This is a genomic window from Streptomyces shinuiensis (assembly GCF_043660855.1).
Taxonomy (GTDB): domain Bacteria; phylum Actinomycetota; class Actinomycetes; order Streptomycetales; family Streptomycetaceae; genus Streptomyces.
In genome coordinates this window covers 3,481,017-3,497,316 of the sequence record NZ_JBIHML010000001.1, presented here as the reverse complement: position 1 = coordinate 3,497,316, position 16,300 = coordinate 3,481,017, and the positions used below count along the sequence as shown (strand labels likewise).

Sequence of the window (16,300 nt, the reverse complement as noted above, 5' to 3'; positions counted from 1 at the left end):
GCGGCGGGGCCTGTCAGTCGAAGACGACCGTGCGGTGGCCGTTGAGCAGTACGCGGTGCTCGCTGTGCCACTTCACCGCGCGGGCCAGCGCCTGGCACTCCACGTCCCGGCCGACCGCCACGAGCTGCTCGGGGGTGAGCTCGTGCCCGACGCGCTCCACCTCCTGCTCGATGATCGGTCCCTCGTCCAGCTCGGCGGTGACGTAGTGCGCCGTGGCGCCGATCAGCTTCACACCGCGCGCGTGGGCCTGGTGGTAGGGCTTGGCGCCCTTGAAGCTCGGCAGGAAGGAGTGGTGGATGTTGATGATCCGGCCCGACAGCTCCTTGCACAGATCGTCCGAGATCACCTGCATGTAACGGGCCAGCACCACCAGCTCCACGCCCTCCTCGCGGACGATCTCCAGCAGCCGCGCCTCCGCCTCCGGCTTGGTCTCCCTGGTGACCGGGATGTGGTGGAAGGGGATGTTGTAGGAGGAGACCAGCTCCTCGAAGTCGGTGTGGTTGGAGACCACGGCCACGATCTCGATCGGCAGCGCGCCGATGCGCGTGCGGAACAGCAGGTCGTTCAGGCAGTGCCCGAACCTGCTGACCATGAGGAGGACCCGCATCCGCTCGTCGGCGCGGTGGATCTGCCAGTCCATCCGGAAGGAGTCGCCCACCGCCGCGAAACTCGCCCGCAGCTTCTCCACGGTCACCGGGGCCTCCGCGCTGAAGTGCACCCGCATGAAGAACAGCCCGGTGTCGTGGTCCCCGAACTGCCGGCTGTCCTCGATGTTGCAGCCGGTCATGAAGAGGTAGCTGGAGACGGCGTGCACGATGCCCTTTTTGTCCGGACACGACAACGTCAGGACGTACTGCTCGGGCTTCTCGGGTGCTGCGGCGGGCTGCGGCTGGCTCATGTGCACAAGCGTGGCACATCCCGGCCGGGCGCCGTGACCGGTTCCCGCCGGTGGGGAACGCCGCCGGGGCTGTGCCGGGACTGCGCCGGGGCGGAACCCGGCCTCCGGGTCAGGCGACCCGCAGCATGGCCGCCAGCACGTCCAGCGAGTGGGGCGGCCGGTCCGGGTCCTCGCCGTCGTTGGCGGAGAGCAGGACGTGGGCGTCGCGCGCCGCGTGGACGGCCTCCGGCCAGCCCGGGTGCTCCAGATAGGCCGCCACCGGTGCGTCCGCCCCGGCCTGGTGCATGATCCGCAGGACGCGCAGCACCGCGACGTCGACGAGCGCGGCCTCCTGGACGTCACGGAAGACCGTGCCGATGTACTTGTCAGCGGACCAGTTGTCCAGCCAGGTGTCCTCGACCAGGCGGTAGACGGCGTCCGTGACGTCGCCGTACCCGGGCAGGCCCGTCAGCCAGCACTCCCGCTGGAAGACGGGGTCGGAGAGCATGTGCAGCGCCGAGCGCACGTTGCTGCGCCAGCGCCACCAGGGCATGTCCTTGGGCGGCATGCCGTCCATGGTGCTCGAACGACCGCCGCGGCGGGAAGACCTCTCCTGGACCTGCCGGTCCTGCCGGTCCTGCCACCCCTGCTCGGCTTCACCCTGTTGTGCCCGCACGGTCGTCGATCGTACGTCCCGCGCCGGACGGATCCGCGCACCCCCCGCCTGTTCACCTCACCGTCGCTCCGCGTTGCCCGTTCATCACTCCTCCGTTACAGCCGCGGCGGAATCGTTCGGGGTCATGACCGCATGGCGTAGCAAACGTTCCGCTAGGACCATGGCCGCTCTCGCCGCCACAACGGGGGTCTGCGCTTCACTGCTCACCGGCTGCGGCATGCCGCCCGGTGACGCGAGGGCCGACGAGGGCGCCGTGACCGTGATGACCTGGGCCCCGGAGGGGACCGGGGCCACCGACATGCCCGGCATGCCGGCCATGGCACAGGCATATGCGCGCTGGGTGAACGCCACCGGGGGTGTCAACGGGCGCACCCTCCGTGTTCTCACCTGCAACGATCACAACAGCTCGGTGGGCGCCGCACGGTGCGCCGACCGCGCCCGCACCGAGGAGGTCGCCGCGGTCGTCGGCTCGTACAGCCAGCACGGCCGTACGTTCATGACGGCCCTGGAGTCGGCCGGCATCCCCTACCTCGGCGGCTACGGCGTGACGGACGAGGAGTTCACCAGCCCGCTGTCGTACCCGGTCAACGGGGGCCAGGCCACCCTGCTCGCCGGGAGCGGCCACCAGCTCGCCGACCACTGCGAGCGGATCTCGCTCGTGCGTCCCGACACCGTCTCGGGCGATCAGCTCCCCAGGCTGCTCAACGCCGGCCTGGCCACCGCCGGCGACCGGGGCCCGGCGGCCGACATCCGCGCCCCGGAGGACGCCTCCGCCTACACCGAGCACGCCAGGCGCGCCCTGGCCGGGGTGGGCCTGGCGGATGACGGGGGCGGCGTCCGGACCGCCGGCGGGACGGAGGGCGGGCAGGACGGCGGGGCGGAAGGAGCCTGCGTCACCGCCGTGCTCGGCGGCCGTACCGACACCTTCTTCGACTCCTTCCGGCGGCTGCGCGAGGACGGCCCCGGGGTGCGGATCGCCTCGGTCCTCGGCAGTGTGCAGCAGTCGCTCGTGGACCGGACGGGCGGCCCGGACAGCCAGTGGGAGGGCGCGTACGCCACCGGCTGGTACCCGGTCTCCTCCGACCCTCGCTGGGCGCGGATGAAGAGCGTCATCCGCGAGCACGCCTTCGGCGACAACCGGATCGACGCCGCCGACCCCGGCGTCCAGACCGCCTGGATCGCGTACACCGTGCTGCGGGCGGCGCTGGAGCACACCGAGGGGGCCGTCACCGCCAGGACCGTCCGGCGCGCCCTGGAGACCATGCCCCCGGTGGACACCGAGGGTCTGACACCTCAGCTGAGCTGGCGCTACGACGACATGCTGGCCGTGCGCGACCATCCGCGGCTGGTCAACGCGATGGTGACCTTCCAGCAGGTCAGGAAGGGCACGCTGGCCCCGGCCCGCAAGGGCTTCGTCGATGTGCGCGACACCCTGGAGACCGTGCCGGGCGGCGGCTGAGGCGCACACGCGGCACGGCTCCGGCCGTACCCGGGGGTCCGGCACCGGCCGCCGTTCGCCGGGAAACGGCGGCCGAAGACCGGGGCCGCGGTCAGAGCCGGCTGAACTGCCTTTCGGGCAGGCCGTACCGACGGGCGGTCGGATTCCACAGTCCGGCCGCCTTCTTCTTGGCGGCCGTGGCATCTCCGCTGGCCTTGTTGCCCTGGGCGGTCCGGTCGGTGACCCGGGCCGCTCCCTTCCTGCAGCCCTTCTTGCCCGCGACCTGGTCGGCCCACGCGGCGTAGTGGTTGTCCGCGGCGGCCGACGCCTTCCACGCCTCGGTGAGTGCGTCGGCCAGCTCCTGGTGCCTGGGCAGCTCACCGATCTCGATCTCGCCCAGCCTGGTGACCAGGCCGTTGCGCTGCCGGGCGGCGTCGCGCAGATCGGTGGCGGCCTTGCCCAGGTTCTCGCACTTCTTGATGTTCTCGACCGACCGGATGACCGTGTTGCGGCTGTTGTTGCTGTCCGCGAGCAGCTTGTCCAGCTCCTTGGCCTGGGCCTCCGCGGGATCGGCCGAGGGGGGCGGCGACTGCTCGGGCTCGGCGGGGGCGGACGACTTCGCCTGCGGCTGCGGCTGCTCCGCCGGCTTGTCCCCGCCGCTCAGCGCCGCGCCCGCGGTGAGCCCGGCGGTGACGAGTCCCGCGACGACGAGCCCGGCGACGGCGGCACGCGGCATACCGCGCCGCCCGCCGGTGCCGCGGCCCCCGTCCCCGTATCCGCCGCCGTATCCGCCGCGGCCATCGCCGTAACCGTCGTGGCCGCCGCCGTACGACGGCTGTGCGGGGGGCTGGGGGGCGCCCGGGTCGATGGGCGGAAGCTGCTGGGTGGCGTCGGCGGGCTGGACTCCCGGCCGCCCACCCGGCTGGGCACCGCCCCGGAACAGGCCGTCGAAGTCCGAGGGCGGGGTGGTGCGGTCGTCGGGGGCGCCGGGGCGTATCCCGTACGGGGCTCCGGCGGGCGGCGGGGGCATCGGGTGCGAGGAAGCGGGCACGCCTTCGGGCGGCAGCGGCCTGCGCAGCACCGTGGTGCTCTCGGTGTCACGCTCCGGGGGCGTGCCGCCGGTGACCGGCCGCAGGACCCGGGTGGCGTCGTCCATGCCGTCCGCCCCGCCGCCCCGGGCTCCCCGAACTCCCTGAGCGCCCGGCGCCGTCTGTGGGGCCTGAGGGGCCGGGCCGGACGGGGGCATCGGGGGCAGGAGCTGCGTCTCGTCGGCGGCTCCGGGCACGGCACCCGGCGCCGTGCCCGGAGCCGGGGACCGCGGCGGAGGGCCGGGCGGCTGGTACTGCGGCGGAGGGCCGGGCTGCTGGTACTGCGGCCGGGGAGCCTGCTGGGCCGGGGGCGGGGCCGGGGCCGGCTGCTGCCCCTGCGGCCCGGACGGGGCAGCCGGTCCCCACGGCTGGCCCCAGGGCTGCCCCGCCGGCGGGCTCGCCTGGGAGTCGCCGTGACCGGGAGTCCACCGGTCACCGTTCGACGGCAGGACAACACCCTCGCGCGTCTCGTCGCCCTGTCGGCTGTGCCTCGTCACCGGGACTCCTCGTTCGCCTGACTACCAAAACACGACTGCGAATGCGTCGGCTCACGCTACCCGGTCACTCACACGGTCGACCACGCCCCTGGGAGGGCTGCGCATTCTCCCCACCATCGGCCGGGGCGAAACCTCACCGTCCTCTCCTTCGTCCTCTTCCTTCCGCCCTCCCTCCTCCGGGCCCCTGCCCCGTACGCCTTCCCCGCGCTCGTTACGCCGCCGGCTCCAGCCGCTGCACGAACTCCCTGACCACGGGCTCCTCCCGGTGGGGCTCCAGCCGTGCCCGGAAGTCGTCCAGGTATTCCGAACCCCGCTGCGAGCGCAGGCCGTTCAGCAGTTCCACCGCCTGCGCGCCGGTGTGGCAGGCGTGTTCCAGCTCACGCTGCTGGAGCCGCGCGGCGGCGAGCAGCAGCAGGTCGATCGCCCGCCGCCGCGTACGCCGCTCCGGGTGGCCCGCCAGGGCCTCCTCGGCACGGCGCTGGGCGGGGGTGGGCTGGTTGAGGTCCCGGTGGCAGTGGGCGAGCTCGTCGGCCAGGTAGGCGGCGTCGAAGTGGCCGATCCAGTCCGGGTCGTCGCCCGCGTCCGTCGCCGACTCCGCCCGGTCGAACGCCGCCAGCGCCCGCCCCGCGGCGAGCTGGCAGGTGCGGGCGTCGCCCAGCAGCGCGTGGCCGCGCGCCTCCGCCGCGTGGAACATCGCCTGCGTCCGCGGGGTCACCCGGCCCCTCGTGCCCTCCTGTGCGGCTCTCGCGAGCTGGGCTATCTCCCGTGGGGTGCCCAGCGAGGCCGCGAGGTGGCTCATGCCCGCGGCGAGCACATAGCCGCCGTAGGCGCGGTCGTCCGCGGCCTGGGCCAGCCGCAGTGCCTGGATGTAGTACCGCTGGGCCAGGCCGGGCTGCCCGGTGTCCACGGCCATGTAGCCGGCGAGTTCGGTCAGCCGGGCGACCGCGGCGAACAGCTCGCGGCCCACCGCCTGCGTGTAGGAGCCCGTCAGCAGCCCGGAGACCACGCTGTTGAGGTAGTGGACGACCACCGGCCGCACCTGGCCGCTGCCGTAGTGGTGGTCCAGCTCCGACAGTGCCGAGGTGGTGTCCCGTACGGCCGCGACGTCCGACGCCCCCACCCTCGGTCCGGTGCGGCGCTCCACCTCGGCGTCCGGGGCGGAGATGAGCCAGTCGCGGCTGGGCTCGACCAGCGCGGAGAACGCCCCCGACCGCGCGGCGAGCAGATCGCGGCGTCCCACGTCGCTGCGCCACAGCTCGCTCGCCTGCTCGACGGCTCCGGAGACGGTGGGCGCGAACCGGAGGCCGATCCCGGCGGCCATGCTCCGGCCGCCCGCCATGCCGATCTCCTCGACCGTCACCGTCCGGCCGAGCTTGCGCCCCAGCGCCTCGGCGATGACCGCCGGCGCCCGGCCGCGCGGCTGCTGGCCGCGCAGCCAGCGGGCGACGGACGTCTTGTCGTAGCGCAGGTCGAGCCCCTGCTCCGCGCCGCACATGTTGACGCGGCGGGCCAGCCCGGCGTTGGAACAGCCGGCCTCCTGGATGAGCGCCTGCAGCCGTTCGTTCGGCTGCCGTGCGACCAGCGGCCTCGCGGCCATGTGGTCCCCTCCCTCTGCGTGCTGCCTGTCCTGACCGCGCCGTCCGTCCGACCGCGCCGTCTGCTGTGACCGCTCTTGCGGATGCTCTGCCTGCTCTGCCTGCTCTGCCTGCTCCGAGCGGTCCGGGTGCTCCGGGCACTCCGACCGCACCGCCGGGCGCATATGCCAAGATTTCCGGCGCCGCGCCGCACAGGGAACTACCCATCCGAGGCCGTCCGTTCATGCACGCGCCCCCGCCCGTGCACCCGTGCGCCCCGCGTGCCGGAACGGTGCATCGGATGAATCGATCCCCAGGCCGTAACCCCTCGTCACGGAACAAGTTGTGATCATCGTGGAGGAGCCCATGAACATCACAACGGCGACAACCGCGGCCAAGCCCGGTCCGGCGGGCCCGGCGGGTCCGATGGTCGAGTACGCGGTGCGCTATACGAGGGAACGGCTGTGGGATGTGTTCCCGGGCGCGTGGCTCGAGACCGAGGGGGGCGTACCGCGCTGCTCGTGCGGAGCGGCCGGCTGCGGAGCGCCCGGCGCGCACCCCACGCGCCCCGACTGGGCGGCGCAGGCCACCGGCGGCGCCACGGCAGTGCGCCGCATGTGGGCCGACCGGCCTCACGCGTCGGTACTGCTGCCGACCGGGCGGGCCTTCGACGCGATCGAGGTGCCGGAGACCACGGGCTGCCTGGCCCTGGCCCGGATGGAGCGCATGGACCTGGCGGTCGGCCCGGTCACCGGCACCCCGGGCGGGCGGATGCTCTTCTTCGTCCAGCCCGGCGGCGCGGCCAGGACGCCGGATCTGGTGCGGAGGCTGGGCTGGTCGCCGAGCGGCGTCGACCTGACCGCGCGGGGCGACGGCGACTGGGTGGCGGCTCCGCCGACCCGGGTGGGCACCCGCGGCGCGGTGCTGTGGGTACGGCAGCCCTCGGACGCCGGCCACCGGCTCCCCGACGCCGGGGAGATCGTCCGGCCACTGGCGTACGCCTGCGGCCGCGACGCCGCCGCGGCACGTGCGCGCTGACCGTTCCCGGGCCGGCCCGGGAACGGTCGGCGCGGAAACGGCAGGGGGACGCGTCCGGCGGCCGGTTCGCGGCCGCAGGCGTACGCCCCCTCGGCACCGCCCCGCCGGCCCGCCCGGCCGCAGCCGCTCAGGCCGGGAGCGCGCCCTGGAGGAAGGGCTCGACCGCCTGCCGCCACTGCTCCGGCTGGTCGTGGTGGACGAGGTGGCCCGCGTCGGCGACCTCGGCGTAGACGCCCTGCGGCAGCACCCGGACCATCTCCTGGGCCTCGGCACGCCCGAGTTCGCCGTCGATGCCGCGGACCACCAGGGCCGGGCAGCGCACCAGGGCCAGCTCCTCCCAGTGCGCCTCGTGCACCCACGTCTGGCGGATCATCAGCATCTGGCGGCGCGAGAACACCGGGCGCCAGCCGTCCATCCGCTCGGCCATCACCTCGGCGAAGAACTCGCCGCGCGAGGGGGACGGGCGTTCCAGGAGCGGATCCTCCTCGCCGAACCACCTGCGGACGTCCGCGAGCGTGGCGAAGGGCACCGGCCAGGTCGCGAGCCACTGCTCCCAGTCGCGCTGGGAGCGCTTGCCCAGCGCCGAGGCCCGCATGTCGCAGATCACCACGGCGCGGACCAGGTCGGGGCGCTCGGCGGCGAGCCGCCAGGCCGTCAGCGCACCCATCCCGTGCCCGACGAGCGCCACGGGCGCCAGACCGAGCTGCTCGATGACGGCCTCGGCGTCGGCGACGTACGCGTCGCGGCCGAACGGGCCGTCGGTCGGCTTGTCGCTGCGGCCGTGTCCGCGCTGGTCCAGGCAGACGGCGCGGTAACGCCCCGAGAGCCAGCGGGCGGTGGAGGCCCAGTGCGAGCCGCGGCCCATCAGCCCGTGCAGCAGCAGCACGCCCGGAGTCTGCCCGTCGCCTCCCGGCAGCGCGCCCTTGGGCGGGTCGGCGAACTCCCAGGCCGCGAGACGCAGACCGTCCGCTCCCCTGACGTTGATGCGTCGAACCATGTGTCCCGGCACCCCCATCCCTCCTGTCCGCGTCGTCCGCCTGCCTCGTCGCCTGCCGGCCTCACGCTATCGAACTTTTATTCGAACAGACCCATCTGACGTGCAACACCCCTCTTTTGAGTGACACTCAGCGAGTGTCTTCCGGCCGGGCCGAGGGGAGACAGCTACCGGGAGGCGGGCTATTCGGGGGCGGGGGCCCGCGGGGAGCGACCCCGGGAGTTCGGGGCTCAGGGTCGCGCAGGGGGGCGGCGGAACGGGGGGACACGGGGAGGCGGGGCCCCGGCGGCCGGCGACGGCGCCGGGGCCCCGATGGTGCGACAGCCCCATGGACGGCTCCCCTTCCGTCTTCCCTAACGCATCACCGAAAGCGTGTCACGACACGTTCCCCGCCGCCCGGGTTCCGCGCAACCCCGGCGGGCGGGAAGGCCGGCGGGGCCCCGGCGGCCTTCCCGCCCGCCCTCAGCGCCTGGCGACGAACACGTGCGTGGCGACGTCGGCGGTCAGTTCCGCCGCCTCGCCGCCGCTGCCGACCTGCACCCCGCCGCCGGCCCCCGGCGTCACGCTGACCACGGCGCCCGGCTGCACACCGGCCCGTCGCAGCGTGTACATCAGCTGAGCGTCCGTCTGGATCGGCTCGCCGATCCGGCGCACCACGACCGTCTTGCCGTCCGAGCCCGCGTCCAGGTCCGACAGACTCACCATGTCGTCGCTCAGGAACGGCCCGGCCTCCAGCGGCTCGCCCAGCTCCTCCAGGCCCGGGATCGGGTTGCCGTAGGGGGACTCGGTGGGGTGCCGCAGCAGCTCCAGCACACGGCGCTCGACCGCCTCGCTCATCACGTGCTCCCAGCGGCACGCCTCCGCGTGCACCTGCTCCCACTCCAGGCCGATCACATCGACCAGGAGGCACTCGGCCAGCCGGTGCTTGCGCATCACTCGCGTGGCCAGCCGCCGGCCCTCCTCGGTCAGCTCCAGATGCCGGTCGCCGGCCACCCGGACCAGCCCGTCGCGCTCCATGCGGGCGACCGTCTGGCTCACCGTCGGGCCGCTCTGGTCGAGCCGCTCGGCGATACGGGCACGCATGGGGACCACGCCCTCCTCCTCCAGCTCCAGGATGGTACGGAGATACATCTCCGTGGTGTCGATGAGTCCGGACATCGTGCCCCTCGTCAGCTCGTGCGGTGGCCCTGGCAACCAATTCTGACGCATGGCGCCGACAACCGTTCCCAATCCGCCGGGAGCCGTCCGGAAGCCGTCCGGAAGCACCGCGTATTGACAGCGCACTGGTCCAGACCTCACCGTGATCGCGGCGTCACGAAAGGTTCCGGGGCGCTTGCCGGAGCGTTCGCCGGGGCATGCGGCCCGGGCGCGCGCCCGGGCCGTACGGCGGCACACGACGGGAGGCCGGGGCGATGGGCGGGGCGGCGGACGAGGCGGCGGGCAGGACGGCGAGCGAGGCCGCGGACGGGAGCGGGCCGGCCGAGCGGTTCATCGACGCGGCCGTCGGCCTGCTGGAACGGGTCCGCAAGGAGGAGGCCGGCAACATCTCGGCGGCCGGGACGCTGATCGCCGACGCCTTCACCGGCGGCGGCCGCGTCTTCGCCTTCGGCGCTGGCCACTCCTCCCTGCCGGCCCAGGACGTGGTCTACCGGGCGGGCGGTCTCGCCGTGCTGAACCTCCTGCCCGTGCCCGGCGCGGTCGGCGTCGACGTCGTGCCCGCGACGCTGGGCAGCGCGCTGGAGCGGGTGGAGGGGCTGGCCTCGGCCGTGCTGGAGACCTCTCCCGCGCGGGCCGGCGACGTACTGGTGGTGATCTCCCTGTCGGGCCGCAACGCGCTGCCCGTGGAGATGGCCTCCCGCGCCCGGGAGCTGGGCCTGAAGGTGATCGGCGTGACCTCGGTGGCGTACGCGCGGACCACCTCGCCGCGCAACCCGTCGGGCACCTTCCTGAAGGACCACTGCGACGTCGTCGTCGACAGCAAGATCGCGGTGGGCGACGCGGAGCTGACGGCGGAGGGCGCCGGCGCCCCCTTCGCCCCCGCCTCGACGGTGGTCGCCGGCGCGGTCATGCAGGCCGTCGTCGCCTCGGCCGTGGGCGCGCTGGCCGCCCGCGGCGTCACCCCGCCCCTGCTGCGCTCGGGGAACGTGGACGGGGGCCACGAGTGGAACGCCCGGGTGATGGCCGAACACGCCGACCGGATCTTCTACCTGCGCTGACGGCCCCGGCCCCGTGCTCCCGCTCCGGGCGCGGGCTCAGTCCCGGGACAGGGTGCGGGCGAGGTCGACCGCGGCGGCGACGCGGTCCGCGACGCCCTCCGCGTAGATCGCGTCCGAGCGGTCGAAGGCCCGCCGGCTCGGCCCCCGCAGGAAGGTGAGCACGCCCAGGGTGCGGCCGCGGCTGCGCAGGACCGCGCACAGGCCGTGCACCGTGCCCTCCGGCCATCTGCGGGCCCGCGCCCAACCCTGCGCAGCCGCGCCGCCCACGCTGGTGCGCACCGGGCCGCAGCGCTCGTACGCCTGGAGCGCCGGGTGGTCGCTCGCGTAGGGGACCGGGACGCCCGTCGCCGTCGTGCCCGGGGCCGGGGCCTCGGCGGTGCGCACCAGCCGGACCGGGGAGCCGCCCGCCGCCAGGTCCAGCAGCGCGTGGTCGGCGAAGCCCGCCAGCGCGAAGTCCAGGTGGACGGCCGCCGCCTCCATCGGGTCCTCGCACTCGGACGCGGCCCGCGCCGCCCGGTGGGCCTGGTTGCCCCGGAAGCGGAACCGCGCCGCCTCCTGCTCGGTCCGTCTGGTGTCCGTGACGTCCATGAAGAACCACGCCACGCCCAGCGGCACCGGCGTCTCCTCCGCCATCGGCGAGACCAGCCGCAGGAAACCGCTGCGCCAGCAGCGCCGCGCGTCCCCGGCGGGCCCGTCCTCCCGCTCCGTCCCCTGCTCGTCGGCCCGGGTGCGCAGCGTCACCCACAGCTCCGCCGGAGCGGGCGGCGGGCCCTCCGCCAGTACGTGCTGCAGGGCGCACTCCAGCTCCTCCACGCCCTCCCCCACCAGCTCGCCCAGCGGCCGTCCGAGCATGGCCGTACGGCCGACGCGCAGCGCGCGGGCGGCGTGGAGGTTGGCGACGGCCGGGCGCAGGTCGGCGTCCACCAGGACCACCCCCCACGAGGCACCCTCGAACAGGGCCTCGCTCAGGGCCACCGACCGCTCCAGATCGATCTGCGTGCGCACCTCGCCGAACGCGCAGTACACACCGGACGGCCGGCCGTCCGCGCCGCGCACCCCCGAGCACTGCACCCGCACCAGCACCCGTCCGCCGTCCTTGCGCATCAGCGCGAACTCGTGGACCCGGCGCCCCGGCGCGGCCATCGCGTCCATCAGCCGTCCCCGGACGTCCTCGGCGTCGGCGGTGCGGACCGCCCATCCCGCCAGCCCCCGCCTGCCGACGGCCTCCTGTCTGGTCCAGCCCAGGATGCGCTCGGCCTCGCGGTTCCAGTGGGTGACGACACCGTCGGCGTCGAAGGCGCACAGGGCGGCGTCCATGCCGTCCAGGAGGGCGGCGAGCAGCAGCTCGCCCTCGGAGCCGGCGAACCGCGGCGGGGCGGCTCCCCCCGCGGAACCGGCGCGGGTATCGCCTCCGTCACCGGCACCGTGTTCGAAGTGGGTCTCGGACTGAGCCGTCACCTGGCACCCCCAGCTGGACGCTGCGCGCAACTGCACTCCCGATCATTGAACTCGAACGTGACGCAGCGCACATGTGATTCACACAAATCGTTGTGCCCTCGAAATTCGCTTGTCCATGCCCATACCGCCGCCTAACGTCTGGGGTACACGAGAAGGGAGGTGGTTCGGCAGATGAGTTGCAACCGGACGCGTGAGGTGGCTGCGGCCCAGGAGGCCGGCGTCACAGCGTGATGCCGGCGCCGCCGGCCAATCCCAAGCAGTCACCCGACCCGCGGGCTGTCGGTACGTCCGACCGACCCCCTCGCGCCGCACGGCGCGACCGGGGCCAGGCCCGCGGGTCGTCTGCGTCTCCGGGCGGGAGCGGCCCGTCAGGGACTGAGGCGTTCGACCGTCCAGGCCGCCGCCGCGCCCGGGCCGCCGGGGCCGCCGGAGTCCCGGCGGACGTAGCGCAGGCGGTCGTGGAGGCGGTTCTCGCGGCCCTGCCAGAACTCCACCGTCCGCGCCACCACCCGGTAGCCGCCCCAGTGCGGCGGGACCGGGACCCGCTCCGTCTGCGGGTAGCGGTCCGCGAGCTGCGCGTACCCGCGGTCCAGCTCCTCCCGGGAGGCCACCCGCGAGGACTGCTCGCTGGCCCACGCCCCGAGCTGCGAGCCGTGCGGACGGGTGCGGAAGTAGGCGGCCGTCTCGTCGCGGCCGGTGCGCTCCGCCCGGCCGCCGACGATCACCTGGCGGGCGACGGCGTGCCAGGGGAAGAGCAGCGAGACGTACGGGTTGGCGTCGATCTCGCGGCCCTTGCGCGAGTTGTAGTTGGTGTAGAAGACGAAGCCGCGCTCGTCGAACTGCTTGAGCAGCACCGTGCGCGAGCTGGGCCGCCCCTGCTCGTCGGCCGTCGAGACGACCATCGCGTTCGGTTCGTGGAGGCCGCCGGCCACCGCCTCCTCGAACCAGCGCAGGAACTGCCCGTACGGGTCGGCGGCGAGATCCTCCTCCCGGATTCCTTCCGCCCGGTAGTGGGCCCTCATGGCGGCGGGATCCAGGTGCGGGCGGTGGGCGAGGGCTTCACGGGCTGCGTCGTCGGCTTGGGGCACGCGTTCATCTTGCAACACGTCCGGCGCACGGCATCGGGCGGTGGCGGGCGAGTTTGCCCGCCTGCCGGAGCGTGTACACCTGGAGACGGGGAAACGGGGAGTGTGCCGCATCTCACTCTTCCCCGCACCTGCCGAACCGGACAGAATCGCTGGCTGGACCACTGTGGCTTCCGCACAGCGCGGGCCACCGTGTCCGACCATTCACTGCCCGGTCACCACCGGCAGCCCAACAGCAGCAGGGCAGGACCGGGTGCCGGCCCGGACCGCCGGCCCCACGCGGCGGCGGAACCGCGCAGGCACGCCCGCAGAGAGCCGACCGGCCCCCTGGGGTGCCCGCCGTCCTCCTACCGAACCACATACGAGGAGCCGCCAGATGTCCGACTTCGTACCCGGACTCGAGGGAGTCGTCGCGTTCGAGACGGAGATCGCCGAGCCCGACAAGGAGGGCGGCGCCCTCCGCTACCGGGGTGTGGACATCGAGGACCTGGTGGGCCACGTCTCCTTCGAGAACGTGTGGGGCCTGCTGGTGGACGGCGGCTTCACCCCCGGTCTGCCCCCGGCCGAGCCCTTCCCCATCCCGGTCCACTCGGGCGACATCCGGGTGGACGTGCAGTCCGCGCTGGCGATGCTCGCACCCGTGTGGGGCCTGCGCCCGCTGCTGGACATCGACGAGGAGCAGGCCCGCGACGACCTGGCACGGGCCGCGGTGATGGCGCTGTCGTACGTCGCCCAGTCGGCGCGCGGCCAGGGTCTGCCGATGGTGCCGCAGCGGGAGATCGACAAGGCCGAGACCGTCGTGGAGCGCTTCATGCGCCGCTGGCGGGGCGAGCCCGACCCCAAGCACGTCGCGGCCGTGGACGCCTACTGGACGTCGGCCGCCGAGCACGGCATGAACGCCTCCACCTTCACCGCCCGCGTCATCGCCTCCACCGGCGCGGACGTGGCGGCGGCGCTGTCGGGGGCGGTGGGCGCGATGTCCGGCCCGCTGCACGGCGGCGCGCCCTCGCGTGTGCTGGGCATGATCGAGGAGATCGAGCGGACCGGGGACGCCCGGGCGTACGTGAAGGACGCCCTGGACCGCGGCGAGCGCCTGATGGGCTTCGGCCACCGCGTCTACCGTGCCGAGGACCCGCGCGCCCGTGTGCTGCGCCGTACCGCCAGGGAGCTGGGCGCGCCGCGCTTCGAGGTCGCCGAGGCCCTGGAGAAGGCGGCGCTGGAGGAGCTGCACAACCGGCGCCCGGACCGGGTGCTGGCCACCAACGTGGAGTTCTGGGCGGCGATCGTGCTGGACTTCGCCGAGGTCCCGGCGCACATGTTCACCTCGATGTTCAGTTGCGCCCGCACCGCCGGCTGGTCGGCGCACATCCTGGAGCAGAAGCGCACCGGCCGCCTGGTGCGCCCCTCCGCGCGCTACGTGGGCCCGGGCTCGCGCAGCCTGCGGGAGATCGAGGGCTACGACGAGGTCGCCCGCTGAAGCCCTCGTCCCGGCGCCCGCCTCCGGGCGCCGGGAGGGGCGTACGCCCGTCCGTCCGTCCGTACGGACATCACGCCGGCCCCGGCGCGACGGCCCCCGCCGCCGCGCCGGGGCCGGCCCGCGGGAAAACGGACGGCTCCGCCCCGCCGGGAGCGGCGGGGCAGGGCCGGTGGGCGCCGGAGCGGGCCGGTCAGTCGCGCACGGGGATCTCGGCGTACGAGGGGTCGTCCGCGGGCGAGGAGAAGGCGAGCTTCGCGCCGAACGGGTTGTGTTCGGCGTAGAGCGGGTCGACGGTGTCGATCACCAGGGCGAGCCGGTGTCCGGCCGGGACGTCGTAGGCGGTCGAGAACAGCTCCAGGTCCACGCCGAACGCCTCGCCCGGCGTCCTGCCGTGGAAGCTGAACGGCGCGTGGGTGACCAGTCTGCCCACGCCGAGGGCGTTGACGTCGTAGAGGTGGGCGACGAAGGTGCCGCTGGACCGGTTGGAGGTCACCGTCGTGTGCAGCTTCACGGTGCCCCGGATCTGCCGGGCGGTGGCGTACCGATCGGACTTCCAGACCGCGGAGTACCAGTCGGGCAGCAGCGGAACGGAGACCACCGGCGGGAGGCCGGTGAGCCGGTCGAAGACGCTGGAGAGGAGGACCGTGCCGCCGTTCGCGCCGGAGTCGGCGTTCGCCAGGAGGCGCTCGGTGTCGTCCAGGGCGATCCGCTCGGTGCCCGAGGGCACGGACTTCCAGTCGGAGTAGCCCTCCTGGTCGCCCCGGCGGTCGGTGAGCCGGACGGGCTGCTCGCGGTCGACGCCGTTGTCCTCGCCCCTGAGGTGGTGGTCGAGCCAGCGCTCGGCGCTGTTCCACACGTCGTTGGGCAGGCCCAGCAGGCCGGGCATCTCGGGGGTGGCGTGGTCGCCGTGCCGGAACTCCAGGCGCTTGGGACCGGTCAGCTTCTCGTAGAAGTCGGCGTACTGGTTGGGCGGGAAGATCGAGTCGCCCCAGGCGTTGCCCAGCATGATCGCGGGACCGTTGGCGTTGATGCGGTCGATGTGGGTGGCGGCGGAGCGCTTCTTCCCCCAGGCGATCATGTCCCCTTCCTTGTCCAGGTCGGAGGCGAGGAAGCCGGAGATGATCTCCTTGAACTCGTCGCCGGGGCGGCCGGTGAGGTAGCCGGCGCCGGTGAGGAACGTGGCCGCCTGGGTGTGCTGGGTGCGGCCGCTGTAGATGGAGCCGACGAGGTCGGCCCAGCCGCTCATGGCGACCACGGCCTTGATCCGGTCGTCGTGGGCGGAGGCCAGCAGGCTGATGCCGGCGCCGTAGGAGATGCCGGCCATGCCGATCCGCTCGGGGTCGGCGGGGGTGTTGGCCAGCGCCCAGTCGACGGCCTTGGCGGCGTCGGCGATGTCGGGCGGACCGGCGACCCCGATCTCGCCGCCGGACTGCCAGAAGCCGCGCGAGTTGTAGCTGAGCACCACGTAGCCGGAGTCGGCGAGCTTCTTCGCCTGGGCGAGGTACTCGATCTGCGGCATGGACCAGCTCGTGGGGAGCACGACGAGCGGGTAGCGGCGCTCTCCGTCCGCGTCGCCGGGTACGACGACGTTGGCGGCCAGCGGCGTACCGCCGTCGCCGGGGATCTCGACGAAGCGGACGGTGGACGAGGCGGTCGTGCCGTGGGCGGCGGAGACCGGACCGGCGACGGTCCCGGCCAGCACCGCGGCCGGGACGGCTGCGACGGCGGCGGACGTGCGCAGGCGCCTGCGAGGGTGTCCCATGGGCCCTCTTCCTGGGTCGTGCCGCCGGCGGGGGGCCGGCGGGCGTGGGGGAAGGTGACCCGAGATTAGACGCGTAACTTACCACCGGTAACCCGACGGTAAGTTACGCGTCCGTAACTT

The 16,300-nt window shown here is 74.0% G+C and carries 13 protein-coding genes; 4 read left to right on the top strand and 9 right to left on the bottom strand.

Features of this window, described 5'->3' with window-relative positions:
• Positions 1-13: 13 nt before the first annotated feature.
• Together purU and ACGRHY_RS15995 are read right to left on the bottom strand one after the other, a co-directional pair.
• Entirely contained in the window at positions 14-898 is an 885-nt protein-coding gene (gene purU / locus ACGRHY_RS16000; protein WP_394636010.1) for a formyltetrahydrofolate deformylase, read from the bottom strand.
• Positions 899-1,007: 109 nt separating this feature from the next.
• Positions 1,008-1,454, bottom strand: coding sequence for an SCO4402 family protein (locus ACGRHY_RS15995; protein ID WP_394638077.1), 447 nt, complete (start codon positions 1,452-1,454; stop codon positions 1,008-1,010).
• Between the two features lie 223 nt (positions 1,455-1,677).
• Between ACGRHY_RS15995 and ACGRHY_RS15990 the strand changes: the two genes are divergently transcribed.
• The gene (locus ACGRHY_RS15990) at positions 1,678-3,012 is read left to right on the top strand and encodes an ABC transporter substrate-binding protein (protein WP_394636009.1); all 1,335 of its coding nucleotides are present in this window, start codon (positions 1,678-1,680) and stop codon (positions 3,010-3,012) included.
• Between the two features lie 91 nt (positions 3,013-3,103).
• Here the strand turns inward: ACGRHY_RS15990 and ACGRHY_RS15985 are convergent, their stop codons facing one another.
• Together ACGRHY_RS15985 and ACGRHY_RS15980 are read right to left on the bottom strand one after the other, a co-directional pair.
• On the bottom strand, positions 3,104-4,147 hold the full coding sequence (locus ACGRHY_RS15985; RefSeq protein ID WP_394636008.1) for a hypothetical protein: 1,044 nt from the start codon (positions 4,145-4,147) through the stop codon (positions 3,104-3,106).
• Between the two features lie 640 nt (positions 4,148-4,787).
• Positions 4,788-6,173, bottom strand: a complete 1,386-nt coding sequence (locus ACGRHY_RS15980) for an NsdA family TPR-like regulatory protein (protein ID WP_394636007.1) — start codon at positions 6,171-6,173, stop codon at positions 4,788-4,790.
• Between the two features lie 343 nt (positions 6,174-6,516).
• Between ACGRHY_RS15980 and ACGRHY_RS15975 the strand changes: the two genes are divergently transcribed.
• Positions 6,517-7,188 carry a bifunctional DNA primase/polymerase gene (locus ACGRHY_RS15975; RefSeq protein ID WP_394636006.1) on the top strand — a complete coding sequence of 224 codons (672 nt, stop codon included), beginning with the start codon at positions 6,517-6,519 and terminating at the stop codon, positions 7,186-7,188.
• A 127-nt stretch (positions 7,189-7,315) separates the two neighbouring features.
• Here the strand turns inward: ACGRHY_RS15975 and ACGRHY_RS15970 are convergent, their stop codons facing one another.
• On the bottom strand, positions 7,316-8,185 hold the full coding sequence (locus ACGRHY_RS15970; protein WP_394636005.1) for an alpha/beta fold hydrolase: 870 nt from the start codon (positions 8,183-8,185) through the stop codon (positions 7,316-7,318).
• A gap of 459 nt (positions 8,186-8,644) precedes the next feature.
• Positions 8,645-9,340, bottom strand: a complete 696-nt coding sequence (locus ACGRHY_RS15965; RefSeq protein WP_394636004.1) for an iron-dependent transcriptional repressor DtxR — start codon at positions 9,338-9,340, stop codon at positions 8,645-8,647.
• A 254-nt stretch (positions 9,341-9,594) separates the two neighbouring features.
• On the opposite strand from ACGRHY_RS15965, the gene ACGRHY_RS15960 reads away from it, so the two are divergent.
• Positions 9,595-10,398, top strand: a complete 804-nt coding sequence (locus ACGRHY_RS15960) for an SIS domain-containing protein (protein ID WP_394636003.1) — start codon at positions 9,595-9,597, stop codon at positions 10,396-10,398.
• A 36-nt stretch (positions 10,399-10,434) separates the two neighbouring features.
• Here the strand turns inward: ACGRHY_RS15960 and ACGRHY_RS15955 are convergent, their stop codons facing one another.
• Together ACGRHY_RS15955 and pdxH are read right to left on the bottom strand one after the other, a co-directional pair.
• Positions 10,435-11,856, bottom strand: coding sequence for a PAS domain-containing protein (locus ACGRHY_RS15955; protein ID WP_394636002.1), 1,422 nt, complete (start codon positions 11,854-11,856; stop codon positions 10,435-10,437).
• Positions 11,857-12,224: 368 nt separating this feature from the next.
• A complete protein-coding gene (gene pdxH, locus ACGRHY_RS15950; RefSeq protein ID WP_394638076.1) occupies positions 12,225-12,878 on the bottom strand; it encodes a pyridoxamine 5'-phosphate oxidase in 654 nt (217 codons plus the stop codon).
• A 439-nt stretch (positions 12,879-13,317) separates the two neighbouring features.
• Here pdxH and ACGRHY_RS15945 point away from each other — a divergent pair, with 439 nt between their 5' ends.
• Complete coding sequence (locus tag ACGRHY_RS15945) at positions 13,318-14,418, top strand: citrate synthase 2 (RefSeq protein WP_394636001.1); 1,101 nt, start codon at positions 13,318-13,320, stop codon at positions 14,416-14,418.
• Between the two features lie 190 nt (positions 14,419-14,608).
• On the opposite strand, the gene ACGRHY_RS15940 is transcribed toward ACGRHY_RS15945, so the two are convergent.
• Entirely contained in the window at positions 14,609-16,180 is a 1,572-nt protein-coding gene (locus ACGRHY_RS15940) for an alpha/beta fold hydrolase (RefSeq protein WP_394636000.1), read from the bottom strand.
• Positions 16,181-16,300: the final 120 nt, after the last annotated feature.

Excerpts from the sequence above, each read along its gene's own strand:
- ACGRHY_RS15960 (WP_394636003.1), top strand. The coding sequence starts at position 9,595 with ATGGGCGGGGCGGCGGACGAGGCGGCGGGCAGGACGGCGAGCGAGGCC.
- pdxH (WP_394638076.1), bottom strand. The coding sequence starts at position 12,878 with ATGAGGGCCCACTACCGGGCGGAAGGAATCCGGGAGGAGGATCTCGCC.
- ACGRHY_RS15965 (WP_394636004.1), bottom strand. The coding sequence starts at position 9,340 with ATGTCCGGACTCATCGACACCACGGAGATGTATCTCCGTACCATCCTG.
- ACGRHY_RS15990 (WP_394636009.1), top strand. The coding sequence starts at position 1,678 with ATGACCGCATGGCGTAGCAAACGTTCCGCTAGGACCATGGCCGCTCTC.
- ACGRHY_RS15940 (WP_394636000.1), bottom strand. The coding sequence starts at position 16,180 with ATGGGACACCCTCGCAGGCGCCTGCGCACGTCCGCCGCCGTCGCAGCC.
- ACGRHY_RS15975 (WP_394636006.1), top strand. The coding sequence starts at position 6,517 with ATGAACATCACAACGGCGACAACCGCGGCCAAGCCCGGTCCGGCGGGC.
- ACGRHY_RS15985 (WP_394636008.1), bottom strand. The coding sequence starts at position 4,147 with ATGGACGACGCCACCCGGGTCCTGCGGCCGGTCACCGGCGGCACGCCC.
- ACGRHY_RS15995 (WP_394638077.1), bottom strand. The coding sequence starts at position 1,454 with ATGGACGGCATGCCGCCCAAGGACATGCCCTGGTGGCGCTGGCGCAGC.
- ACGRHY_RS15970 (WP_394636005.1), bottom strand. The coding sequence starts at position 8,185 with ATGGTTCGACGCATCAACGTCAGGGGAGCGGACGGTCTGCGTCTCGCG.
- purU (WP_394636010.1), bottom strand. The coding sequence starts at position 898 with ATGAGCCAGCCGCAGCCCGCCGCAGCACCCGAGAAGCCCGAGCAGTAC.
- ACGRHY_RS15980 (WP_394636007.1), bottom strand. The coding sequence starts at position 6,173 with ATGGCCGCGAGGCCGCTGGTCGCACGGCAGCCGAACGAACGGCTGCAG.
- ACGRHY_RS15945 (WP_394636001.1), top strand. The coding sequence starts at position 13,318 with ATGTCCGACTTCGTACCCGGACTCGAGGGAGTCGTCGCGTTCGAGACG.